Source organism: Polynucleobacter sp. MWH-Svant-W18, from assembly GCF_018687495.1.
Taxonomy (GTDB): Bacteria; Pseudomonadota; Gammaproteobacteria; order Burkholderiales; family Burkholderiaceae; genus Polynucleobacter.
Genome location: NZ_CP061293.1, coordinates 1,126,030 through 1,148,635, shown reverse-complemented (window position 1 = coordinate 1,148,635; position 22,606 = coordinate 1,126,030). Strand labels below are relative to the sequence as shown.

Sequence of the window (22,606 nt, the reverse complement as noted above, 5' to 3'; positions counted from 1 at the left end):
CTTGGGTCAACCTAGGCTGTCTGCCCAGATATTGTGCGCCCAACCCCATGCATACACCCCCTCTAAGGTTGATGGTCCTGGGGAGACCCCACCTGAGCCAGGAACAGGTTTAAAAGTCTTCTCCGCAGCAATATATTGGTGAACGCTCGCCACGTGCACCACTTCGCGATCGTTGACGAAGCTATAGCAGGTATTCGTGAGTACTGGAGCTGGATTCACTTCCCAGCCACTGAGCTCCGCAACAATGGCCGCTGCTGCAACTTTGGCATGTTGATTCGCCATGTGTCCAGACTTAGGCATTGCATAAGCAACTTGGATGGAGTCGCCAAGGACATGAATATCTTTTTGTGCAGTGGATTCAAAATTAATGAAGTTCACATTCACCCAGCGCCCATTAGAATTTGCTAGACCAGTTTTCACTGCAATTTCACCAGCACTCATCGCAGGCAATAGATTTAATACGTCCGCTTTCACATCATCCTGAATTTCCAGTTTGATGGTTTTGGTTTTGGCATCTACTCCAGTGACATTATGCTTTGGTAAATATTCCACAATGCCTGGGTACTGCTCGGCCCACACTTTTTTAAACAATGCGCCTTTGGAAGTCACATCTTGATTTGCATCCAAAATCAAGACTTTTGACTTGGGCTTATTTTGTTTAAGGTAATTCGCTACCTGGCAAGCTCGTTCATATGGACCGGGAGGGCAGCGGTAGGGGGCTTCTGGAATGCTAATGGCAAATGTTCCACCATCCCGCATTGCTGCTAATTGCTGATGCATGGCTATCGTTTCAGGGCCGGCTTTCCATGCTTGCAATGTCACACCAGCCTTATTAGCTTGCGCTAAGCCCTCAATGCTATTCATCATTAAGGTCACACCTGGCGAGACAATGGCTTTGTCATATCGCAATGTTTTACCTGAAGCCAACTTCACCGTTTTCTTGTCGGGATCTATGCTAGTAACGCTGTCTTGAAGAATATTGATGCCATGACGTTTTTTTAAATTGTCATAAGGTGTAGTGAGCTCCGCTAAAGTTCGTGAGCCACCAACCACTAGGTTAGACAGCGGGCAGGAGATGAAAGTAGGGTTAGGCTCAATGAGCGTAACTTTGGCAGTGTTATTCGAAAACAAGCGCAGGTACTTCGCAGCTGTAGCGCCGCCGTACCCGCCACCAATCACCAGAATTTCTGCTTTTTGTAAATTAGCACGTGCCTGTCCGGAGAAGCCCGCAAGTAGACCTAAGGCAGCTGCGCTTTGACCAATAAAGTGTCGACGATCCATGATGGGCTTCCTTATGGTTGCTTGCCAAGTTGCTTGGCGATAGTTTCGAGTTGCTCGTCAGAGTAGCCTTTGGCTAACTGCGGCATGATGGTGCCTTCACGTGCACCCGATTTGAATGCTTTTAATTGAGTCAGCATTTGTTCGCTGGTCAGTTGATTGATTAAAGGCATACCACCATCTGGCACTCCTTTGCCATCAGTGCCATGACAGTTCGCGCAGGTAGCGGCAAGACCGCGGTGATACAAATTCGTAGCATCAGCATTTTGTGCTGCCGCAGTTGACCAGGGACTTAGGCCAAGATACATTGCCACTAGCATTGCGGGTTTTAAAAATGGTGCTCGCATGGGGTTTGTCTCCATTTCGATAATTACTGGGTAATGAGTCTATTTTTGTCTATTCCATATCTTAATCAAGAAGTACATGGAATGTAGTATCTAGCTCATATTCATTTTTCATAAGCTCATGCAAAACAATGGTTGGCTTGGGTTTTCTCCATCCTAGCTGCAAGCCCTATAAACTATGGGAATGCGAAGCCCATTCTCTTACCGTTCCGCGCTCTTCATACTGCTTCTGGGTGTATTCACCTATCTTTATGGATTAGACAGCCGATTTGCGCCTAAAAATGGGGATGAGTATCCCTATATGCATATAGTGCGTATGACTGCCGATGCTGGCAATTGGTTGCCGCTTCAATCTGAGATGGAAGGCATCAAAAATACCAAGCCACCGCTTATTTTTTGGCAAGGAATTGCCACTACCGCTTGGGCGAATCAGTGGTCTCTTGAAAACTTGCGTTGGCCCAGTGTTTTATACACAGGACTCACAGCATTTTTCTTATGTTTGGCAGTGCGTCGATTTAGTGGAAACACACAAACTGGTTTACTAGCCGCTTTAGTGTGGCTTTCTTTTTTTGCGACCTATCGTTATGGTCGTCCCTTCTTAGCTGATCCTCCAGAAGTCTTTTGGATTAGTCTGCCATTCATGGCGCTTCTCTATTGGGGCAAGTCGGCTTTTGAATCTAAATTCTTTTATCCTATATTTGCGGGGATTTGTTTTGGTTTAGGACTGTTTACTAAATCGTTTGCCTATATTGCGCCAGCATCGCTTGCACTAGGTCTCTACTATTGGCGCTGGCGACAGTGGAGTATCCCTCAAACACTCATTCATGACCTCTACAAGATACTGATAGCCTGTGTATTGGCGCTGGGTGTATTCGCACTATGGTTTGCTTTGGATCCTTATCCAGCAGCAGTGTGGCAAGAGTTTGTTGTGGGTGAGAACGCGGGTAAGTTTGCTGCTCGCAACTCAAATTACTTATTAGATCTCCTGCGGGGCGGAGACAGTATTTGGCTTTTGCTGCTCACCACCTTAGCCAATGCTGGTTTCTTCATTTTTGTCTTGATCACTACCTTATGGCAATGTTGGCGTAGCCGCCGGTTCCTAGATATCAACGAAGTGTTGTTGTTATTGTTAATCGCCGCATTTTTACTGGTATTTAGTTTGCCAAGTCAACGCTCTGGTCGTTATCTTTTGCCGGTGATGCCCGCATTTGCAGCGTTAATTGCATTGCATTGGAATCGATTGCCTATGTGGGGCTTTCGCATTGCATTGTGTTTGCAGCTCTTAGTGTTGTCGCTCTTGCTGTGGGTAGGCATCAATTTGCAGCTCTCGGGTTTCGGTGGCGAGAATATTGCTTGGACCTACTCTTATTTTCACTGGGGGCTAATGGGTTTTAGTCTAGTGATCATCTTGACGGGCTTATTGAACTCCAAGCGAAGCAAAACTTTGGCCTTAGCTGCTTGTTTCCTGACTTACTGTGCCTTGACCAGTAGTCTTGCGCCGCTAGAAGGGGAGTTAGGTCGCTATTCAGTAAAAACGATTACTAATATGCAAGGCAAGGATGTTTGGATCCCTTGCGATTATCGTGCTAAAGACGAAGAATATCGCTTACTTCTGCCTGGTGCCCAGTTGCATGGCTATGCTGCTAAAGATGCAAGTGACGTTCAGATTTTAACGAGCGCTTATCCATTGGTGGCGGTACATGCACCCTTAGGGACTCCTCCAGCCTTGTGCGAATCTTGTCTAATTGTGGGGCAAAGAATGGAAATGCGCGCACGCCATACGAATGAAGAAATGATTGCAATGCTGAAAGGCCAGATTGGCAAGTATCTTTTTGTAAATGAATATTTGATAGCAACACCAGCCGCTAGCCCCGATCTGAGCAATGTGAAGGATGTGTGTAGATGAGCCGTGTGATTGCCCTCTGTTTTTTATTGCTAGCTGCCGTGATTGGTTTCTTGCACATTGATAGTCGTCCAGCATGGGCCCCATTTGCTTTGAACTCTCCAACCATAGCGAAAGAACAATTAGAGTTACAGCCTGTCGCTCCTGCCAAGCAATCTACAGTTCCCAGCAAGTCCAATATACCCACACCATTAGATACTTGGTTGCCCGAGACAGGTGCTCCGTCGGTGCACGCCGCATCACTGATTGCTTTGAAAGATGGGGCAATCAGGGCATTTTGGTTTGCTGGTAGTCGCGAGGGCGCAGCAGACGTGGTGATCAATAGTGCAGTCCTGGATCCAAAGTCATCAACCTGGGGTGCGCCAACAGTGGTTATGGATAGAGTCAGCGCAGAAAAAGGTTTGTCACGTTACATCGCTAAGTTGGGCAATCCCGTTCCAGCTAGAACATCTGATGGCCGCCTGCAATTATTTTTTGTTACGGTGTCGATTGGTGGTTGGGCGGGTAGTTCCATCTCCAGCGTGATCTCAGATGATGAAGGGCTGACCTGGAGTAAGCCACAACGACTGATTAGCTCTCCTTTAATCAATCTCAGCACTTTGGTTAAATCTCCTGCGATCACTTTTGCAGATGGCCGCTTAGGCTTGCCTGCGTATCACGAGTGGATCGGCCGCTTTGGGGAGTTTCTCAGGATCGATGCTGGACAAGTAATTGATAAGCGCCGGATGAGTTCGGGACGCGGTGCAATTCAGCCACTGGTATTTGTGAACAACGTCCAAGATGCTACGGCATTCTTCCGTCAAACCCGAAGCTCTCATCAACCCAAGCAAATTCCTGTGAGTCAAACTCAAAATGCTGGACAAGCATGGCATTCGGCTGATGATCTTCCCATCGCTAATCCAAATGCAGCTGTAGCAGGCGTAGAGCTGAGCGATGGCGTTCGTATTTTGGCACTCAATAATATTGAAGCCGGTCGCTCGCGCCTGGTGTTGATGATGAGTGATACCCAATCATCTCATTGGCAAATCATTGAGGTCCTCGAAGACGATTCAGCATTACCAGATGATCAACGCCGTGAATTTTCCTATCCATATCTCATTACGGCCAATGGAAATGATGCGCATCTGGTTTATACCTGGGATCGTAAAAAAATTCGTCATCGATATTTTTCAGGAGCATGGCTCAAACAGGCTCATAGCCAACTCAGTAGCGCCGAGTCAGTAGCACCTGCAGAGGAGGCAAAATAATGAGCGACTTCATGCAAACGATAGCCTTGATGGAGATGTCAATCACTTGTGCTGTTGTGGTGATCTGGCTATTACAAAAGTCCGCATCTCAGCCTTTTCCATGGATGGCAAAATTCATCATGATGATATTGATTGGCAATCTATTCTTTTGGCCCTTAGGGTTGGGAATGGAGTTGCCGCTTGCTGCTTATGTTCGTGGCGTGACAGGGGATCTGAGTATTGTGACCTTATTACTTTTGTGGGGCTCTTTATTGCCTGGAGCTAAGCCTATTCCATTGGCCTTTAAATGCGTGCTTGCCGTGATTGCCTTGAGCTTTTATCCCTTTGCCCTCGGATTTGGCATGGTTGATCCGTACGCCTGGGGTTATGGCTCGATCCCATTTTTCATCGGCGTACTGTTGTTTGCATTGCTCTGTGGTTTGTTTAATTGGGCCAAAGGAGTCTGGATCATTGCGCTTGCCATCATCGCCTGGGCAGCCCATTGGCATGAGTCTGCGAACCTCTGGGACTATGTACTCGATCCTTTTTTAGCAATTTGGGCCTGTATTGCAATATTGGGCGCGCTATATAAAAGACGCAAAGATAAAGCGCGCTCTGGCTATTTATTTAGACCTGGTTAATAAAAAAATTGCGGCATCCACCTATGTCAAAAAAGAAAAAGCCACCAAATTGCTGGCTTTTTTAATGCAGCGACGCAATCTTAGTCGGCAATATTCGACTTACGAATCACGGGCCCCCATTTATTAATCTCTGACTCAAGGTGAGTCTTTAAGCCATTGGGTGTCATTTTGTCTTGTGAAACGATATCGATATTGGCGTCCTCTAAACGTTTTTTAACGTCTGGAGAGTTCAAGGCAAATTTTAGGGCGGCATTGAGCTTATCCAAAATTGGCTTGGGCACACCTTTGGGTGTGTACATGCCATGCCATACTTTGACTTCAAAACCTTTTAGACCCTGTTCATCCAAAGTTGGCACATTGGCGATTGCAGGCAAGCGCTTGAGCGTAGTGGTTCCGTAAGCTTTCACGCGTCCATCTTTGATGTACGGAATGGTTTGGGTGGTTTGATCGCAGAGCAGATCTACTTGGCCACCGAGCAAGTCTGTGAGAGCAGGGCCCGTTCCTTTGTAAGGGACGTTGGTGAGCTTGACGCCCAAACGGCTTTGAAAGAGTAGGCCGCACAATTGTGACACCGCACCAGGACCAGCATTCGCCATTGTCACTTTAGAACCATTGGCTTTAATGTAAGCCTCTAGTTCTTTAAAGTTGTTTGGTGGTAAATCTTTTTTACCCAAGAGCACCATGGGTACGTCCGCTACTTGACCGATGTATTCAAAATTGGTCAAAGGGTCATAAGGGAGTTTGTCATACAGAGCATTTGCAGTTGCCATACCCATATGGTGTAAGTAGATGGTGTAACCATCGGGTGCGGCACGTGCAACCTTTGTGGTGGCGATGGTGCCACCTGCGCCATTGACGTTCTCAACAACCACAGTTTGCCCAAGGTACTGGCCCATGGGTACAGCAATCAGGCGTGCAACAGAGTCAGTCGGTCCGCCAGCGGCAAAAGGAATGACTAAGGTAATTGACTTGCTGGGCCAGTCTTTTTGCGCCAATGCATTGCCACACAAAGCAGTACTAAGGGCAATAGCGCTAGCAATGCCAGAAAATAGGAAATTCTTGATCTTCAATTTTGGTCTCCATCTTGTTTTTATGTAGACCAATTCTGCCAGTTTTGCAGGTTTTTGACCTTAGTGTTTACCAGCAAGTGCAAGCGTTCTTTGCGCCAAAAGAACTACTGGGCGGTCAATCATGCGGCCATCCAGCTTGACTGCACCTCCCTGGGATGTTTGAATCGCCTCGATTACTTTCTGAGCCCATAAGATTTCCTGCTCAGATGGCATGAAGGCGTTCTTGACTGTAGGAACTTGCTTAGGGTGGATGCAAAGCTTGCCACCAAAGCCCATACGCTTGGCCCGTTCAGCATCATCTTGAATCCGCGCTTCATCATCTGTTGAGGGGGTAACCCCATCAATAGGGGGAGCAATTTGCGCAAGTCGGGATGCGAGGACGATTTGATAGCGCGCAGCCTGTAATTGTGTTTCTTGCGGATCACAGATCATGCCAAGATCAGCCTGTAAATCCAAATTACCTAAAGCAAGGCGAATCACTTGATTTGAATTGGCGATTTGTTTGAGTTGATCTAAACCGATGGCAGTTTCAATCATGGGAATCAGCGTGGTGTTAGGCAAAATCAGTGCAGCACCATTGATCTGATCAGCAGACTCAGATTTAGGAATGAGCAAGCAGGTGGCTTTCAACTCCTGAGCCAGTATCAAATCCGCAGAATAAAACGGACTACCTGGAGAGTTGCTGCGAATGACTAAACGACTCTTCTGTTCGGTGCTAAAGCTAGGCCAAGCAGCCCGAATCGCATTGCGGGCAGTCTCTTTGTCATCCGGTGCGACCGCATCTTCTAAATCGATGATCACTGCAGCAGCGCCACTCTCAAACGCTTTTGCAAAGCGCTCAGGGCGATTGCCTGGAACAAACAGAAAGGTGCTGCAAAAGGCTAAAGGGAAGTCGGATGGATTCATAGGGAGCTTAAATTGATATCACGCTAATTGGGCAGTCGCCTGCATGGTGAGCCAAGCTTCATGATCTTCGGCCCAAACGGAAATAGTCTTGCCACTAGGATCTTTTTCTAAATCAGGTTTGGCCGAGACTTTAAATACATTGATATCAAAGGTCGGGCGAATTGCACGGAACTCAAAGCTCTTGAGTCTGCATCCAGGAATGCGTTGACGAACCAAATCTACCAGCAGTGTGGCGATCAAGGGACCATGCACAATGAGGCCAGGATAGCCTTCTACTTCGGTAACGTATTTGCGATCGTAATGAATGCGATGACCATTAAAGGTGAGCGCTGAGTAGCGGAATAGCAAAACATCATCTGGCGTAATAGTCTTTGTCCATACTGCATCTTTTGGAGCGGGAGTGGGGGCCGCGGGTTTGTCATCTGGTCCGGGCGCATCACGATACACAATGTCATGCTCTTCAATAATGGCAAGACCATTTTGATTGGAGATGAGGTGTTTCACTAAAACAAAGATCAGATCACCTGCACGTCCTGCTTTGTGGGTGACAGATTCAATCGTGGAGACGCGTTCAATCTCATCTCCCACGGTGAGTGGCGCCAACCATTGCAAGCGACTACCGGCCCACATCCGACGTGGTAGCGGAACAGGAGGAAGAAAGCCGCCACGCTTCGGGTGGCCATCAGGTCCGATATCGGATTCGCGGGCATGGGGTAAAAAATACAGCCAATGCCACAGCTCTGGTAAAAAAGTGCCTTTGCTTGGTGCTGGGTCATCGCGATCTAAAGTAGCAGATAGGGCGCGAACTGGTGCAGCCGTAACTGAATCTTGGAATGACTCAGTTTTACCGAGCCATTCTTGTAAGTGGGCAATAGTTTGAGCTTCGATTCGCATATTTTCCATTATGCCAATCTTCATCAAGCTGAGCTTGAAGTGATTAGCCGATGAAGGCTACGGCGAGGTAAGAGAGTAGGCCAGCTAAAGCGCAGCCACCTAGCACCGTCATTACCCCTTTTTGAAACTGAAATAGCGCTAAGCTAGCTAAAGCGCAGATGACGATGGATATCCAAGAGATAGAGCCTCCTAGACCACTAGGTAAAAACACATGGTAGGCAAAGAAGAGACCCAGATTAGCGATCACGCCAACCACAGCAGCAGTGATCGCAGTCAGGGGTGCAGTAAAACCAAGTTTTCCATGAGTAGACTCAATCAGTGGGCCGCCTACCAAGATAAAAAAGAATGAAGGTAAAAAAGTGAACCAAGTAGCGACACACGCACCAAGTACACCAAACCAAAATGGATTGCTATTGCCAATCAGGTGCTGAATATAACCGGCTAAATAACCTACAAAAGCCACCACCATAATCAGCGGTCCAGGAGTGGTCTCACCTAGAGCTAAACCATCAATCATTTGATTGGCGCTGAGCCAATGAAAATGATCTACAGCACCTTGATAAACATAAGGCAGTACTGCATAAGCACCACCAAAGGTCAGCAAGGCAGCCTTAGTAAAGAACCACGCGATAGCTGGATAGAGTGTTCCCCAGCCAAAGACTGCAATCAGGATGACAATTGGCAGAAGCCAGCATGCGATTGCGACTAGGCTATGCCGAATGGTTTTCTGAATCTGAAACTGTGCGTGCTCAGGAGTAGGGGTATCGTCATCAATAATGGCCCTACCGTAATGTTGATCTTGCGTATTGGCATGTCCACCCTTTTGGGAAAAATACTCTGGGTAGCGTTTGCCTCCCCAAAAGCCAATCGCAGCAGCAATCAAAACAATGATTGGAAAAGCCAAATTGAGTATGAAGATTGCAATGAAAGAACCCAAGGCAATCCACTGCAGAGCTTGATTGTGAATGGTGCGCTTACCAATACGCACAGCCGCATGCAAAACAATTGCGACCACCGCTGGTTTAATGCCAAAGAAGATGGCGGCAATCCAAGGCACTTGCCCAAAGCTTAAATAAACCCAAGATAGGCCAATCAAGATAAACAGTGAGGGCAAGATAAATAGTGTGCCCGCCAGAATGCCACCCCAACTACGATGCATCAGCCAGCCAATATAAGTGACGAGTTGTTGTGCTTCGGGCCCTGGTAAGAGCATGCAGTAGTTCAGAGCATGTAAAAAGCGCCGCTCAGAAATCCAGCGACGCTTCTCAACCAACTCTTGATGCAAAACCGCGATTTGTCCAGCGGGACCGCCAAAACTAATAAAGCCGAGTTTGGCCCAAAACTTGAGGGCCTCGCTTAAGGGAACACTCAAACTTCTTCCATTCCACCAATGACTTGGCTAAAGCCGTTATCCACATAAATGATTTCAGCAGTGATACCGTTTGCAAGATCAGACAACAAGAAGGCAGCAGTATTGCCCACATCATCAATCGTGACATTGCGGCGTAATGGTGCGGTTTGTTCGACTGCTTCCAAAATCTTGCCGAAGCCTTTGATGCCAGAGGCAGCGAGCGTTTTGATTGGTCCTGCAGAGATGCCGTTGGCACGAATTCCCTTAGGGCCAACTGAGCCGGCGAGATAACGTACTGAAGCTTCTAAAGAAGCCTTCGCTAAACCCATGGTGTTGTAGTTGGGAACGTTCTTCATGGATCCCAAATACGTTAAGGTGAGTAGTGAAGATTTATCGCGCAACATAGGTAAAGCTTCTTTTGCCATTGCCGGAAAACTGTAGGCAGAGATGTCATGTGCAATTTTGAAGCCTTCACGAGAGAGGCCTTCGAGGAAGTCGCCTGCAATGGCTTCACGGGGTGCAAAACCAATCGCATGTACAAAACCATCAAACTGAGGCCAGGATTTAGCTAAATCCTGAAAGAGGGCTGCAATTTGTTCATCGCTACCAACATCACAGTCAAAAATGAGATCGGTGCCGAATTCTTTTGCAAAGTCGACGATACGGTCCTTAAAGCGTTCGCCAACATAAGTAAAGGCTAATTCAGCGCCTTCACGGTGACATGCCTTGGCGATACCATAGGCAATTGAACGATTGGAGAGGAGGCCGGTAATGAGGATTTTTTTGCCGGAGAGAAAGCCCATGTTGTGTCCTTTGCTTCAAATATGATTAGCTATCTACAATTGTTGCATATATGCCGACCCTAAAGCCCATTCGCCAGCTCGCCCAATACCTGCTGCTAGCCCTGCTAGTAGGGCTTGGAGTCAATACAGCAGAGGCGGCACAGGGGATTTCTCAATATGGCAAGCCCAAGTATGCCGACGGATTTGCCCATTTCGATTACGTCAACCCCAATGCCCCCAGGGGAGGTACGCTGACTTTACCCAATCCAGGGCAAAGAACCAGTTTTGATAAGTTCAATCCATTTACCCTGCGAGGAGTGACTGCCCCCGGAATTGAATTGATGTTTGAATCTTTGGCGGAGGGAAGTGCGGATGAGGTATCGAGTATTTATGGTTTGCTTGCTGAAGATATTGCGGTAGCAGCAGATCACAAATCTGTGACCTTTCGAATTCGTCCAGAAGCCAAATTTTCGGATGGCAGTCCCGTGTTAGCGGCAGACGTTAAATACAGCTTTGATATTTTAATGAGTAGCAAAGCTCACCCACGTTACAAAACGACTTTTGCCGATATCAAAGAGGCAGTCATTCTTTCAGATCGAACAGTGCGTTTTGATTTTAAAAATGACAATGCTGAACTTCCCATCCTCGCAGGAACTTTGCCAATCTTTTCTCGCAATTGGGGTAAGCAAGCAGATGGCAGCATTACTCCTTTTGAGAAGATCGCCTTTGAGACGCCGATTGGTAGTGGGCCTTATCTGATCGAGTCCTTTAAGGCCGGTAAATCGATTGTCTTCAAACGCAATCCGCAATATTGGGCAGATCAACTCAGTAAACCGCTGAACGTGCGCGTTGGCTTTTATAACTTTGATCGGGTCCTCTACAAACTTTATAGCGACGATGCCGTGCGGCTTGAAGCATTTAAAGCAGGGGAATTTGATGCCATCGTGGAATATCGCGCCAAGATTTGGGCTAAAGGATACGTTGGCACAAAGTTTGATAACGGCACTTTACTCAGAAAGGCCTTCTTGAATCACAACGGTGCTGGTATGCAAGGTTTTGCCATGAATATGCGCCGTCCTTTATTTAAAGATGCGCGCGTGCGTGAAGCCTTGGGCTTGGCTTTGGATTTTGAGTGGCTTAATCGCCAAATCTTTTTTGATCAATACAGTCGAATTAATAGTTACTTTCAGAATAGCGACTTGAGTGCGAACTTTGATGGACATCACAAACCGACTGAAGCGGAGTTGAAATTATTGCGACCACTCAAAGACAAATATCCACAATGGGTGCCTGATGCGGTTTTCGGACCGATGCCGTATGCACCATCGACTAAGCCGCCGGGCAGCTTGCGCCAGAACTTAAAGCAAGCACGTGAATTACTGATGCACGCTGGTTGGCAATACCGTGATGGCGCCTTGCGTAATGAGAAGGGTGAGCCTTTTCGCTTTGAGATAGTAGAAGATGGCGGTTTCTTCTTAAGAGTGATTTCCGCATATGTCCGCAACCTCGAAAAACTGGGTGTGCAGGTAGATATCCGTACTAGCGACTTTGCTTTGCATCAAAAGCGCATGAATGAATACGATTTTGATATGGCAACAGTCCGCTTTCCAGACTCGCAAAATCCGGGGAATGAACTTTGGGATCGCTTTGGTAGTCAAGCCGCTAAGGAAAAAGGCTCAGACAATGTCATTGGAATTCAATCTCCCGTAGTCGATGCCTTGGTCGCTGAAGTGACTAAAGCCCAGAACCGGGAGCAGCTCCGTGCAGCGACAAGAGCTTTGGACCGCGTACTTTGGAATAGTTACTACGTCATTCCACAGTGGTACAACCCTACGCATAGAGTCGCGTATCGTAAAGAGATGCATTATCCAGAACCGCCTTTGTATTATTCAGCTGAACCTTGGATTATGCAAAATTGGTGGAAAGAAGAGTCTAAATAATGCACGGTCAAATGCGCGTCTATATTTTGAAACGTTTGCTGTTGATGATCCCAACATTGTTGGGCGTATTAACACTCACTTTTGCAGTGGTGCAATTTGTCCCAGGCGGTCCGGTAGAGCAGATGGTCCTCGAATTAAAAGGCAAAGGTAGTGCTGCAACTGGTGGATCGGAGTCTTCTGGTGCCGGAGCGACTTATCGTGGACGTCAAGGCGTCGATGCGCAACGCTTAGAGGAAGTGAAGGCTTTGTATGGTTTTGACAAGCCGCCAGTAGAGCGTTACTTCATGATGCTAGGTCGTTTTGCACGCTTTGATTTAGGCCAAAGCTATTACCAACATGAAAGTGTCTGGGGCTTGGTGGTCTCCAAACTCCCCGTTTCTATCAGTATTGGATTATGGACCTTCTTCATTACCTATTTAGTGTCCATACCCCTGGGTATTGCCAAGGCTGTGCGTGACGGTTCACGTTTTGATGCTGTCACGAGTAGCATCATTTTGGTAGGTTATGCCATTCCAGGATTTGTCTTGGGCGTGCTGCTTTTGGTTCTCTTTGGTGGGGGCAGTTTCTTGCAGATTTTTCCGCTACGCGGATTAACTTCAGATAACTGGAGTGAGCTGAGTCTATTTGGCAAGGTCATGGATTATCTATGGCACTTAGTGCTTCCAATTACAGCTTCAGTTTTGGGCAGCTTTGCAGTAGTAACTATGTTGACTAAGAATTCTTTTTTAGAAGAGATTCGTAAACAGTATGTGTTGACAGCGAGAGCAAAGGGCCTTACTGAGAAACAAGTACTTTGGAAGCATGTGTTTCGCAATGCATTACTTCCGTTGGTGACTGGCTTTCCAGCGGCATTCATCGGGGCATTCTTCACAGGCTCACTACTCATTGAGACTTTATTTTCTTTAGATGGTCTTGGCTTACTTTCCTATGAGTCTGTCATGCGTCGTGATTACCCGGTAGTGTTTGGAACGCTGTATTTATTTACCTTGATTGGGTTATTTACCAAGCTCATTTCCGATCTTTGCTACGTCTATATCGATCCCCGCATTCAGTTCGGCGCTGGAGGTGGTTCATGAGTCGTTGGCAGCGCTTTAAAAATAGCCGTACCGGCTATGCCAGCCTCTGGATCTTTATGGTCTTGTTTGGTCTATCGCTTTGCGCTGAGCTGATTGCGAATGACAAGCCCTTGCTTGTGCGCTATCAAGGACATTTTTATTTTCCGATTATCCAAAATCAACCAGAGACTGTATTTGGTGGAGACTTTTCTACGCCAACAGATTTTTTAGATCCTGATATCCGTCAAAACATTACAAGTAATGGTAATTGGGCAATTTATCCACCCATTCATTACAGCTATGAAACCCTTAATTACTTTTCCACTGTTCCCAATCCGGCTCCCCCATCTTGGGAGAACTGGCTCGGTACAGATGATCGTGGGCGCGATGTTTTGGCGCGTTTGATCTATGGATTTCGACTGTCAATCTTATTTGGCCTAGCGCTCACCATTGTAGGAGTCAGTGTAGGCATTATTACCGGATCCCTGATGGGGTTCTTTGGTGGCAAGTTCGATCTGATTTCACAACGTTTGATTGAAATTTGGTCGGCAATGCCAGAGTTATATCTGCTGATTATTTTTGCATCCATCTTTAATCCCAGTGTTTCTCTCTTGGTCATTCTCTTAGCAGCGTTCGGTTGGATGGGGTTATCTGATTACGTACGGGCTGAGTTCTTTCGGAATCGTGCTTTGGAGTATGTCCGAGCAGCGCGCGCCTTGGGTCTTACGAATCTGCAAATCATGTGGCGTCATATTTTGCCCAATAGCTTGACACCGGTAATTACGTTTTTACCCTTCCGCATGAGTGCTGCCATTCTCTCTTTAACCAGTTTGGATTTTTTGGGATTGGGTGTTCCGCCTGGTACGCCTAGCTTAGGTGAACTTCTCTCACAAGGTAAGGGCAATCTCGATGCTTGGTGGATTTCGCTATCGACCTTTGTAGTCCTAGTGACCACCTTATTGCTGCTTACTTTTATGGGTGAGGCATTACGCGATGCTTTTGACTCTCGTAAAACAGGTGTGATGAGTGGAGGTCGTTCATGAGCTTGCTCAAGTATGAAGACCTCTGCATCTCTTTTGGATCAGGGCGTCGTGAAAAATTTGCAGTCAATCATTTGGATTTAGAGATTGGTATTGGAGAGCGGGTAGCGCTGGTTGGTGAATCTGGCTCCGGAAAAACACTTACTGCTTTAGCTCCACTTCGCCTTGAGCCTGAGGGTGCGAAAGTTTCTGGCAAGATTCTGTGGAACCAGGGTGAGGGTAAGGGAACGGTAGATCTTTTGTCACTGCCGATTGAAGAGATACGCCAGATTCGGGGTCGAGAAATTGCCATGGTCTTTCAGGAGCCGATGACTGCGCTCAATCCCTTATTTACAGTAGGCAATCAAATTATCGAAGCAGTACAAATCGATCAGCCTCTGATTTCTAAAGCACAGTGCGTTGATGCTGCCATTGATTTGCTGAGGAAGACCGGCATCCCCGAGCCAGAGCGTCGCTTTCATGCCTATCCGCATCAACTCTCCGGCGGTCAACGGCAGCGTGCCATGATTGCGATGGCTTTAGCGTGCAAGCCGCGCCTCTTGATTGCAGATGAGCCAACTACCGCATTAGATGTCAGCTTGCGTTTGCAGATTTTGGAATTGCTGAAAGATCTTCAAGAAGAATCTAAGGATCATGGCGGTATGGGGATCTTGCTCATTACACATGATCTCAATTTGGTGAAACACTTTGCGCAGCGTGTTGCAGTTCTCCATCAAGGTAACCTGATGGAATCTGGCCCAACCAAGCAGGTGTTTAGTCATCCAAGCGATCCCTATACCAAAGCATTGGTCAATAGTGCTCCCGTGCGTGATCTTGCACCCTTGATGCCTTTAGCCCCCGTTTTACTTAAGACCGAAGAACTTTCGGTTGCATACCCCAGCTCTGAAACGGTTTCTTGGTTCAAAAAAGCACCGGCCCATAAAGTATTGAAGAAGGTGAGCTTTGAGTTAAAGCAAGGTCAAACCATTGGCGTCATTGGTGAGTCTGGCTCTGGTAAGACTACTCTTGGTATGGCGGTGCTCGGTTTGCTGGGTGATTCCTCTGCAGAAGTTTCTGGAGATGTGGATGTGTTGGGTAGTGATTGGCAAAAACTCAAACCTGCAGAACGACGTGCTATGCGTGCGAGTTTGCAAGTGATCTTTCAGGATCCCTTTGGATCATTGTCACCGCGCATGAATGTGATGCAGATTGTGGCTGAGGGATTAGATGCGCACTTCCCAAATCTCACAGCAGCTGAACGTGAAACTCGTGTGCTCGATATGTTGAAAGAAGTGGGTCTTGACCGCACTGCGCTTACGCGTTATCCCCATGAATTTTCTGGTGGACAAAGACAGCGTATTGCCATTGCCAGAGCGCTGATCTTGCGCCCCCAAATTTTGGTTTTAGATGAACCTACCTCAGCTTTGGATGTATCTATACAAAAGCAGGTACTAGCGCTTCTGACTGAACTCCAAAAGAAGTACAACTTAGCGTATTTGATGATTAGCCATGACTTGGCAGTCATCAGAGCCATGTCACATCAGGTGATGGTCCTTAAGGGCGGCAAAGTGGTGGAGTTTGGGGATACAGAGACCCTGATTGCGCACCCGCGCCAGACCTATACCAAAGAGCTTTTTGCTGCAGCTGAGTTGACTTAATTTCCCAGAAACCCAATTTCAATGGGCTAAATTGGTGCATTAACCCCCTTTGGGGCACAATTTATTCTTAAAAAATGTTTATAAACAATGACTTGAGTCAAAAGTCTAGTCTTGGTTGTGAAGTACTTCTTTGTTACACTAAGACGATGTCATTGAAAAAAGCGCTCCTGCCAAAGCTCTTGGTTCTCGCCTTGGGCTTGGGCTTTGCTTGGTCAACTTATGCTGTTGATGCTCCGGTTGAGACTTCAGCTGAGACAGCTGTACCTAAAGAAAGTATGTTTCAGGCGGGCCGCTCTTATTTATCTCGAGTATCAGATCGTTTGGTTGATACCGTCTCCGGAAAATCTGAAGAACTTATTAATCGCGCAATGGAAGTCATTGGCGTGCGTTATCGCTGGGATTCTGAATTGCCACAATCAGGATTGGATGGCAGTAGCTTTGTCGGTTACGTCTTTAAAGACAAATTAGGATTTTTATTACCTCGCAAATCGACTCAGATGAGCAGAGTTGGTAAGCCGATCAATCGTGATGAGTTGCAGCCAGGTGATCTCGTATTTTTTAACACCATGCGACTCACCTTTTCGCACGTGGGTATTTATGTCGGTGACAATAAATTTATTCACTCTCCATCCAAAGGCACTGCAGTTCGTGTCGATGATCTTGGTAGTCTTTATTGGGATAAACGTTTTGATGGTGCTCGCCGTCTAGATGGTAGCGACAATCTGAATGACGCTGAACGTCAAGAGCTCCTCAATGAAGTGAAGAACTTAAAGCGCAAGTCTCCAAGCCTCTAATTCCGTAGGCAATAGCCCTGATTTACCCCTTCAGCTTTTCCTTAATCAATGCCATTTGTTCTTGTGCTGCGGCTTCGCCAGCCAGGATTGCCGCATTTCTGGATTTAAAGTCGCCACTACTCATTTGTCTTAGTTGTGGAGTAATGGCAATATCCGCACTTTTTAATTCATACTGATTAATACTGCGTTGCATGATGGAGATGGTTTGTTGCAGCACCCCAAATGTACCGCTAGCATCTTGATGCACGGGTTCCGACGAAATATTCACCGCGATCACGAGAGTGGCGCCCATCTGTCTGGCATAACTTACCGGTACGGGTGCGACCAATCCCCCATCGACATATTCTTTGCCGCCAATCACGGTGGGTTGAAATACACCAGGTACGCTGCACGATGCGCGGACTGCTTGACCCGTATTGCCAGTCCTAAATAAAACACCTTTGCCAGATTGCAATTCGGTTGCCACAATGCCCAGCGGAATACGCATTTGTTCTATGGTTTTGTTTTGCACTTCCCGATTGACCATGTTTTGTAAGGCATCACCTTTAATGAGGCCACCAAAGCGCCCCACAAATGGCAGACCCCAATCGGCTATGGTGGCTTCATCTAAATTGAGTGCTAGGCGATTCAGTTCATTGCCTGTTGCACCAGAGGCAAGGAGGGCGGCAATGACGCTACCTGCGCTACTGCCAACCACAATATCGGGACGAATGCCCTGAGCTTCGAGGGCTTTAATGACGCCAATATGAGCAAAACCTCGGGCAGCTCCAGCGCCTAATGCCAAACCAATAACAGGCTTTTTGCTGCCAATCATGCTGCAAGAGCTCAAGCTAGCGCCACCGAGCAGGGCGCCTAAGCCAATTCCGAGGCCTAGCAAGCGACGCCGCTCTGGGGAGCCGGGCTGCATCAAGGCTGGAATCGGGAGTTTTGAGGATTTATTGTGCATATGGCTATTGTATTGAGCCTACCTTATAATGGGTGCACGGTGAACGAAAAGGACTTCGTTTCGGCGCGAACCAATCCCCCAACGAGAATTTAAGAGATGGATTGTTCGTAGTAGCTAGAGAACACCTAAAACCCATTACTGAAATACACTTTTTAAAGCCTCATCAGGAAAATTCCTGATAGCCCACTTTTATGGACGATCACAACAAGCGCGTTATTGAAACAGCCCTCCTGTGCGCACAGGAACCCCTCACTGTCGCTGATTTATCACGCTTGTTTGTGGAAGACATCACAACTGCAGATATTGACGAAGCTTTGGTGGAGTTACAGCGTGCCTGGGACGATAAGGGCATGGAGCTAGCCCACATTGCTACTGGTTGGCGTTTTCAGAGTCGTTTATCGATGCGCGAGTACCTTGATCGTTTAACGCCAGAGAAGCCACCGAAGTATTCCCGTGCGGTGATGGAAACTTTAGCCATCATTGCCTACCGCCAGCCGGTGACACGCGGAGAGATTGAAGAGATTCGCGGAGTGGCTGTTAGTAGCAACGTGATGAAGCAGTTAGAAGATCGTGGTTGGGTTGAAGTGATTGGTCATAAAGAGACCATCGGTCGCCCAGGTTTATACGCCACCACCAAACAATTTTTAGATGACTTAAGTTTGACGAATTTACAGAGCTTGCCAATCTTAGAAGACGCTGCGCCTATGGCTGCAGCGGAGCAGTTGGGTCAAGCCATTATTGAATTTGATCCCGATGCTACTGTAGAGACTGTGGTGATCGATGAAGCGATTGCCGAAGTTTCAACCCAAGATGCTGTAGAAGAAGTTACTCCCGAGTCTGAATCTTCAGACGAAACAAAAAATAATTAATGACAAGTTCTAACGACAACGATTCATCCCCGGCAATACCTTCAGCGGCAACACCATCCCATTCTGAGGCTGCTCCATCGCATGGAGAGGGCCAAGCGTCTGAGGGTCGTGAGGCAGGGGAGAGGGGCGAGCGCAGTCAGCGTAACCCACGTCGTCAAGGGACTGGCAAGCATCCTTTTAATAAGAAGCGCCCATTTAACAAGGACCGCCCACGAAGAGAGGGTGGTGATAACCATGGGCCACGCGAAGGTGGCAACCATTCTGCCGCCAAGCTAGCGCCCAATGCAGCCGATAGCGAAGCCTTATTTGCTTCAGTAGTTTCAGGTGAATTTGATGCCGCACTCGATGCTCCGGAAATTGAGGAAGTTAAAAATCCGGATGGCTTTAATGAGCATGAAATCTCCCATCAAACTGGTGCAGAGCGACGTGCACAGCGCGCACAACGTTCCCGTGAAGATGAGGATCCTGATGCACCAACTGAAGAAGAAGTTAGTAGCTTGCAATTTGCCAATGTGGATGAGTTACCACTGAGTTTGCGCGATGAAGTCTGGTCCGATCTCGATGGCTTAGATGACGATGCCGATGATGAGGATACCGTTAAGCTGCATAAGGTATTAGCAGATGCTGGCATGGGTTCCCGTCGCGATATGGAAGATCTGATTATTCAGGGGCGCGTATCAGTCAATGGATTGCCAGCACATATTGGGCAGCGTATTGGTCCAACAGATCAAGTACGTATTAATGGCAAGCAGGTCCATCGCAAGATTCAGACCAAGCCACCACGCGTGATTTTGTATCACAAGCCAGCTGGCGAAATCGTGAGCCAATCAGATCCCGAAGGTCGTCCAACCGTATTTGATCGTTTGCCTAAACCACGGCAGGGTCGTTGGATCGCGGTGGGTCGCTTGGACTTTAATACTGAAGGACTCTTGTTGTTTACCACCTCTGGTGAGTTAGCAAATCGTTTAATGCATCCACGCTACGGTGTTGAGCGTGAGTACGCAGTGCGTATCTTAGGTGAGTTGAGTCAAGACAATACGGCGCAACTCAAAAGCGGTATTCAGTTAGATGATGGTCAAGCCAAATTCTTACGTCTGGCAATGGGTGGTGGTGATGGCGCCAACCGCTGGTATCACGTTGCCTTAACCGAAGGTCGTAATCGTGAAGTGCGTCGCATGTTTGAAGCAGTTGGTCATACGGTATCTCGCTTAATCCGAACACGATATGGCATTTTCTTATTGCCTCCGCGCTTAAGACGTGGCAAGTGGGAAGAGATTGAAGCTGGCGGTATCTATAACCTGATGAAGTCGGCAGGACTAAAAATGCCACAGCCGCAAGATAAAGGCCGTAACCCGAATGCTGGTGGACAAAGTCGCAATCCAGAAGGTGCTGATTTCCAGCCTGATCCCATGCAAACCTCAGTGTCATACTGGGGCTCACGCGATGCCTTAACGCTGGCGAGTGGCCATAACGGCATGACTCACCAAGGTAGAGGTGGAAAGCCTGGCGGTGGCGGGTCTGCTGAAGGTCGTGGTCCATTCCGTGGTCGTACTCAAGGCGGTCGCCCTGGACAGGGTGGCGGTCAAGGCGGGCAAGGTAGTCAAGGCGGTCAAGGCCGTAACAAAGGTAAAAAAGTCCATCATGGGCAGTCTGCTTTTGTGACGGGAAGCCCTCAAACCCCAGGAAATGGCCCAAAACGGGGCGCTCCAAAAGGACGCAAACCCTTCAATAAGGGCCCCAGAAAACCCCGCAATCCTGGCGAAAGCTTCTGATTTCTAATAGATTTCCCTGAGAAAGGGATCAAAAATCAGCTATAATTTTGGTCTTACAGCAGAGTGTTGCTGTTTTTAGTTGTTACCGACTGATGTTGCGATCAACGTAAGTCGGCCTGTTCTGAATTTCGAGAATATGGGCTTCAAAGCCCATTTTTTTTTGTCATTTTGGTATGAAGGGTAGTCGTGAAAGATCAGCAGGTCATTTCTGCAGAGCTGGAAAACTTGGGTTACACGCTAGTAGATATCGAGCGTGAAGCCGGAGGATTGCTGCGCGTCACGATTGAAAACCCCGATTACGAGCGCTTGATTACGGTGCTTGACTGCGAGAAGGTGAGCCATCAATTGAGCTACACCTTGCCGGTTGAGAACATCCCTTACGAGCGCTTAGAGATTTCTTCACCAGGCTTAGATCGCCCTGTGAAGAGTGCAGCAGACTTTGAACGTTTTGCTGGAATGGAAGTGGATTTAAAACTACGTGTTGCCGTTGGTAACCGTAAGAATTTTCGTGGTGTGTTGCAAGGTTTGCTGACTGGTGAATTGAATTCACCTGATGCGAAATTTGGTTTGGTGTTCGAGGGTGCTGATGGTCAGCCCTCTCAATTGGAGTTCTCTATAGCCGAGGTCGATAAGACTCGGTTGGTCCCTGTTATTGATTTCAAAGGAAGAAAGTCATGAGCCGAGAAGTTCTCATGTTGGCAGACGCGCTAGCGCGTGAAAAGAACGTTGATCAAGCTATTGTGTTCGAGGCGCTAGAAATGGCGTTGGCATCGGCCACAAAGAAGCGCTATCCCAATGAAGATGTGGATATTCGTGTATCGATTGACCGTGAGTCAGGCGAATACGAAACTTTCCGTCGCTGGTTGGTGGTTCCTAATGAAGCCGGTCTCCAAGAGCCTGATAAAGAGATTTTGCAATTCGAAGCCCAAGAGCAATTGGCTGATATGGAAGTCGGCGACTACATTGAAGAGCAAATTGAATCCTTGGCATTTGGCCGTATCGGCGCACAAGCTGCCAAGCAAGTGATCTTGCAACGCATTCGTGATGCTGAGCGCGAGCAGATTTTGAACGACTACCTAGAGCGTGGCGAAAAAGTCATGACTGGTACCGTAAAGCGTGCTGATAAGAATGGTTTGATTATTGAATCTGGCCGTGTTGAAGCATTGTTGCGTCGCGATCAAATGATTCCAAAAGAGAATTTACGTTCTGGTGACCGTGTGCGTGCTTACATCCTCAAAGTGGATCGTGAAGCTCGTGGCCCCCAGATTGAACTTTCCCGTACCTGCCCTGAGTTCTTGATCAAGTTATTTGAGAATGAAGTTCCAGAGATGGAACAAGGCTTGTTAGAGATTAAGGGCGCAGCCCGTGACCCCGGTATTCGCGCCAAGATTGCTGTAGTGACTTACGACAAGCGTATCGACCCAATTGGCACCTGCGTTGGTGTTCGTGGCACACGCGTTACTGCAGTACGTAACGAAGTGGCTGGCGAAGCAGTGGATATCGTGTTGTGGTCTGAAGATCCGGCCCAGTTTGTGATTGGTGCTTTGGCTCCAGCGCAAGTCTCTTCAATCGTGGTTGACGAAGAGCGTCACGCGATGGATGTGGTGGTTGATGAAGAAAACTTGGCAATCGCCATTGGCCGTAGCGGACAAAACGTACGTTTGGCAAGTGATTTGACTGGTTGGCAGATCAACATCATGACTCCTGAAGAGTCTGCTGAGAAAACTGAAAAAGAAGCCTCTTCTGTGCGTCAATTGTTCATGGACAAATTGGACGTTGACCAAGAGGTAGCAGACATCTTGATTGAAGAAGGTTTCAACACTTTGGAAGAAGTGGCTTATGTGCCATTGTCTGAAATGTTAGAGATTGATTCATTTGATGAAGATACTGTGAACGAGTTGCGTACCCGCGCTCGTGATTCTCTATTGACTATGGAGTTAGCTAAAGAAGAGCGGATTGGTGAAGTTTCCCAAGACTTGCGCTCTTTAGAAGGCATGACTACTGAGTTGATTGCAAAGCTTGCTGAGAATCAAGTCCACACCCGTGACGACCTTGCTGAACTGGCTGTTGATGAGCTGGTTGAGGCGACACAAATTGACGAAGAAACTGCGAAAACGCTCATCATGAAAGCGCGCGAACATTGGTTTACTTCATGAGA

The 22,606-nt window shown here is 47.5% G+C and carries 20 protein-coding genes; 12 read left to right on the top strand and 8 right to left on the bottom strand.

The window, feature by feature from the left end:
- Positions 1-6: 6 nt before the first annotated feature.
- Together C2757_RS05825 and C2757_RS05820 are read right to left on the bottom strand one after the other, a co-directional pair.
- On the bottom strand, positions 7-1,281 hold the full coding sequence (locus C2757_RS05825) for an NAD(P)/FAD-dependent oxidoreductase (protein ID WP_215373451.1): 1,275 nt from the start codon (positions 1,279-1,281) through the stop codon (positions 7-9).
- Between the two features lie 11 nt (positions 1,282-1,292).
- On the bottom strand, positions 1,293-1,625 hold the full coding sequence (locus tag C2757_RS05820; RefSeq protein ID WP_215373450.1) for a c-type cytochrome: 333 nt from the start codon (positions 1,623-1,625) through the stop codon (positions 1,293-1,295).
- 181 nt (positions 1,626-1,806) lie between these two features.
- Between C2757_RS05820 and C2757_RS05815 the strand changes: the two genes are divergently transcribed.
- The 3 genes from C2757_RS05815 to C2757_RS05805 are packed head-to-tail and all read left to right on the top strand — an operon-like array spanning position 1,807 to position 5,392.
- Positions 1,807-3,528, top strand: a complete 1,722-nt coding sequence (locus C2757_RS05815) for a glycosyltransferase family 39 protein (protein WP_215373448.1) — start codon at positions 1,807-1,809, stop codon at positions 3,526-3,528.
- On the top strand, positions 3,525-4,772 hold the full coding sequence (locus tag C2757_RS05810) for an exo-alpha-sialidase (protein WP_215373446.1): 1,248 nt from the start codon (positions 3,525-3,527) through the stop codon (positions 4,770-4,772). The genes C2757_RS05815 and C2757_RS05810 overlap by 4 nt, the downstream gene beginning before the upstream one ends.
- Positions 4,772-5,392, top strand: coding sequence for a hypothetical protein (locus tag C2757_RS05805; protein ID WP_215373445.1), 621 nt, complete (start codon positions 4,772-4,774; stop codon positions 5,390-5,392). The genes C2757_RS05810 and C2757_RS05805 overlap by 1 nt, the downstream gene beginning before the upstream one ends.
- An 80-nt stretch (positions 5,393-5,472) precedes the next feature.
- On the opposite strand, the gene C2757_RS05800 is transcribed toward C2757_RS05805, so the two are convergent.
- The 5 genes from C2757_RS05800 to fabI are packed head-to-tail and all read right to left on the bottom strand — an operon-like array spanning position 5,473 to position 10,416.
- Positions 5,473-6,462 carry a tripartite tricarboxylate transporter substrate binding protein BugD gene (locus tag C2757_RS05800; protein ID WP_215373443.1) on the bottom strand — a complete coding sequence of 330 codons (990 nt, stop codon included), beginning with the start codon at positions 6,460-6,462 and terminating at the stop codon, positions 5,473-5,475.
- Between the two features lie 60 nt (positions 6,463-6,522).
- The gene (locus C2757_RS05795) at positions 6,523-7,368 is read right to left on the bottom strand and encodes a CoA ester lyase (RefSeq protein WP_215373441.1); all 846 of its coding nucleotides are present in this window, start codon (positions 7,366-7,368) and stop codon (positions 6,523-6,525) included.
- An 18-nt stretch (positions 7,369-7,386) separates the two neighbouring features.
- Entirely contained in the window at positions 7,387-8,271 is an 885-nt protein-coding gene (locus C2757_RS05790) for a MaoC family dehydratase N-terminal domain-containing protein (protein WP_215373439.1), read from the bottom strand.
- Positions 8,272-8,305: 34 nt separating this feature from the next.
- A complete protein-coding gene (gene chrA, locus C2757_RS05785; RefSeq protein ID WP_215373437.1) occupies positions 8,306-9,634 on the bottom strand; it encodes a chromate efflux transporter in 1,329 nt (442 codons plus the stop codon).
- Positions 9,631-10,416 carry an enoyl-ACP reductase FabI gene (gene fabI / locus C2757_RS05780; RefSeq protein ID WP_215373435.1) on the bottom strand — a complete coding sequence of 262 codons (786 nt, stop codon included), beginning with the start codon at positions 10,414-10,416 and terminating at the stop codon, positions 9,631-9,633. Before fabI ends, chrA begins: the two co-directional genes overlap by 4 nt.
- 50 nt (positions 10,417-10,466) lie before the next feature.
- Between fabI and C2757_RS05775 the strand changes: the two genes are divergently transcribed.
- The 5 genes from C2757_RS05775 to C2757_RS05755 all read left to right on the top strand — a co-directional run bounded on the left by C2757_RS05775 (position 10,467) and on the right by C2757_RS05755 (position 16,861).
- Positions 10,467-12,335: an extracellular solute-binding protein gene (locus C2757_RS05775; protein WP_215373434.1), complete on the top strand. Its 1,869-nt coding sequence runs from the start codon at positions 10,467-10,469 to the stop codon at positions 12,333-12,335.
- An 11-nt stretch (positions 12,336-12,346) separates the two neighbouring features.
- The gene (locus C2757_RS05770) at positions 12,347-13,411 is read left to right on the top strand and encodes a microcin C ABC transporter permease YejB (protein ID WP_215376969.1); all 1,065 of its coding nucleotides are present in this window, start codon (positions 12,347-12,349) and stop codon (positions 13,409-13,411) included.
- Positions 13,408-14,433 carry an ABC transporter permease gene (locus tag C2757_RS05765; protein WP_215373432.1) on the top strand — a complete coding sequence of 342 codons (1,026 nt, stop codon included), beginning with the start codon at positions 13,408-13,410 and terminating at the stop codon, positions 14,431-14,433. The genes C2757_RS05770 and C2757_RS05765 overlap by 4 nt, the downstream gene beginning before the upstream one ends.
- On the top strand, positions 14,430-16,067 hold the full coding sequence (locus tag C2757_RS05760; RefSeq protein WP_215373430.1) for an ABC transporter ATP-binding protein: 1,638 nt from the start codon (positions 14,430-14,432) through the stop codon (positions 16,065-16,067). Before C2757_RS05765 ends, C2757_RS05760 begins: the two co-directional genes overlap by 4 nt.
- A 146-nt stretch (positions 16,068-16,213) precedes the next feature.
- Positions 16,214-16,861 (top strand): C40 family peptidase, encoded by a 648-nt coding sequence (locus C2757_RS05755; RefSeq protein WP_215373428.1) that lies wholly within the window; start codon positions 16,214-16,216, stop codon positions 16,859-16,861.
- A 22-nt stretch (positions 16,862-16,883) separates the two neighbouring features.
- Here C2757_RS05755 and C2757_RS05750 read toward each other — a convergent pair whose 3' ends face one another.
- The gene (locus tag C2757_RS05750; protein WP_251366813.1) at positions 16,884-17,675 is read right to left on the bottom strand and encodes a patatin-like phospholipase family protein; all 792 of its coding nucleotides are present in this window, start codon (positions 17,673-17,675) and stop codon (positions 16,884-16,886) included.
- Between the two features lie 323 nt (positions 17,676-17,998).
- On the opposite strand from C2757_RS05750, the gene scpB reads away from it, so the two are divergent.
- The 4 genes from scpB (at position 17,999) to nusA (ending at position 22,604) form a co-directional block, all read left to right on the top strand.
- Positions 17,999-18,676: an SMC-Scp complex subunit ScpB gene (scpB, locus tag C2757_RS05745; RefSeq protein WP_215373426.1), complete on the top strand. Its 678-nt coding sequence runs from the start codon at positions 17,999-18,001 to the stop codon at positions 18,674-18,676.
- Positions 18,676-20,448, top strand: a complete 1,773-nt coding sequence (rluB, locus tag C2757_RS05740; RefSeq protein ID WP_215373424.1) for a 23S rRNA pseudouridine(2605) synthase RluB — start codon at positions 18,676-18,678, stop codon at positions 20,446-20,448. Before scpB ends, rluB begins: the two co-directional genes overlap by 1 nt.
- 186 nt (positions 20,449-20,634) lie before the next feature.
- Complete coding sequence (rimP, locus tag C2757_RS05735; protein ID WP_215373422.1) at positions 20,635-21,126, top strand: ribosome maturation factor RimP; 492 nt, start codon at positions 20,635-20,637, stop codon at positions 21,124-21,126.
- Positions 21,123-22,604, top strand: coding sequence for a transcription termination factor NusA (gene nusA / locus C2757_RS05730; protein ID WP_215373420.1), 1,482 nt, complete (start codon positions 21,123-21,125; stop codon positions 22,602-22,604). Before rimP ends, nusA begins: the two co-directional genes overlap by 4 nt.
- The last annotated feature ends 2 nt before the right edge of the window (positions 22,605-22,606 follow it).

Bases quoted from the DNA above. Each gene is read 5' to 3' on its own strand.
- C2757_RS05825 (WP_215373451.1), bottom strand. From the start codon at position 1,281: ATGGATCGTCGACACTTTATTGGTCAAAGCGCAGCTGCCTTAGGTCTA.
- C2757_RS05820 (WP_215373450.1), bottom strand. From the start codon at position 1,625: ATGCGAGCACCATTTTTAAAACCCGCAATGCTAGTGGCAATGTATCTT.
- C2757_RS05815 (WP_215373448.1), top strand. From the start codon at position 1,807: ATGCGAAGCCCATTCTCTTACCGTTCCGCGCTCTTCATACTGCTTCTG.
- C2757_RS05810 (WP_215373446.1), top strand. From the start codon at position 3,525: ATGAGCCGTGTGATTGCCCTCTGTTTTTTATTGCTAGCTGCCGTGATT.
- C2757_RS05805 (WP_215373445.1), top strand. From the start codon at position 4,772: ATGAGCGACTTCATGCAAACGATAGCCTTGATGGAGATGTCAATCACT.
- C2757_RS05795 (WP_215373441.1), bottom strand. From the start codon at position 7,368: ATGAATCCATCCGACTTCCCTTTAGCCTTTTGCAGCACCTTTCTGTTT.
- C2757_RS05790 (WP_215373439.1), bottom strand. From the start codon at position 8,271: ATGGAAAATATGCGAATCGAAGCTCAAACTATTGCCCACTTACAAGAA.
- fabI (WP_215373435.1), bottom strand. From the start codon at position 10,416: ATGGGCTTTCTCTCCGGCAAAAAAATCCTCATTACCGGCCTCCTCTCC.
- C2757_RS05775 (WP_215373434.1), top strand. From the start codon at position 10,467: ATGCCGACCCTAAAGCCCATTCGCCAGCTCGCCCAATACCTGCTGCTA.
- C2757_RS05770 (WP_215376969.1), top strand. From the start codon at position 12,347: ATGCGCGTCTATATTTTGAAACGTTTGCTGTTGATGATCCCAACATTG.
- C2757_RS05765 (WP_215373432.1), top strand. From the start codon at position 13,408: ATGAGTCGTTGGCAGCGCTTTAAAAATAGCCGTACCGGCTATGCCAGC.
- C2757_RS05760 (WP_215373430.1), top strand. From the start codon at position 14,430: ATGAGCTTGCTCAAGTATGAAGACCTCTGCATCTCTTTTGGATCAGGG.
- C2757_RS05755 (WP_215373428.1), top strand. From the start codon at position 16,214: ATGTCATTGAAAAAAGCGCTCCTGCCAAAGCTCTTGGTTCTCGCCTTG.
- C2757_RS05750 (WP_251366813.1), bottom strand. From the start codon at position 17,675: ATGATTGGCAGCAAAAAGCCTGTTATTGGTTTGGCATTAGGCGCTGGA.
- scpB (WP_215373426.1), top strand. From the start codon at position 17,999: ATGGACGATCACAACAAGCGCGTTATTGAAACAGCCCTCCTGTGCGCA.
- rluB (WP_215373424.1), top strand. From the start codon at position 18,676: ATGACAAGTTCTAACGACAACGATTCATCCCCGGCAATACCTTCAGCG.
- nusA (WP_215373420.1), top strand. From the start codon at position 21,123: ATGAGCCGAGAAGTTCTCATGTTGGCAGACGCGCTAGCGCGTGAAAAG.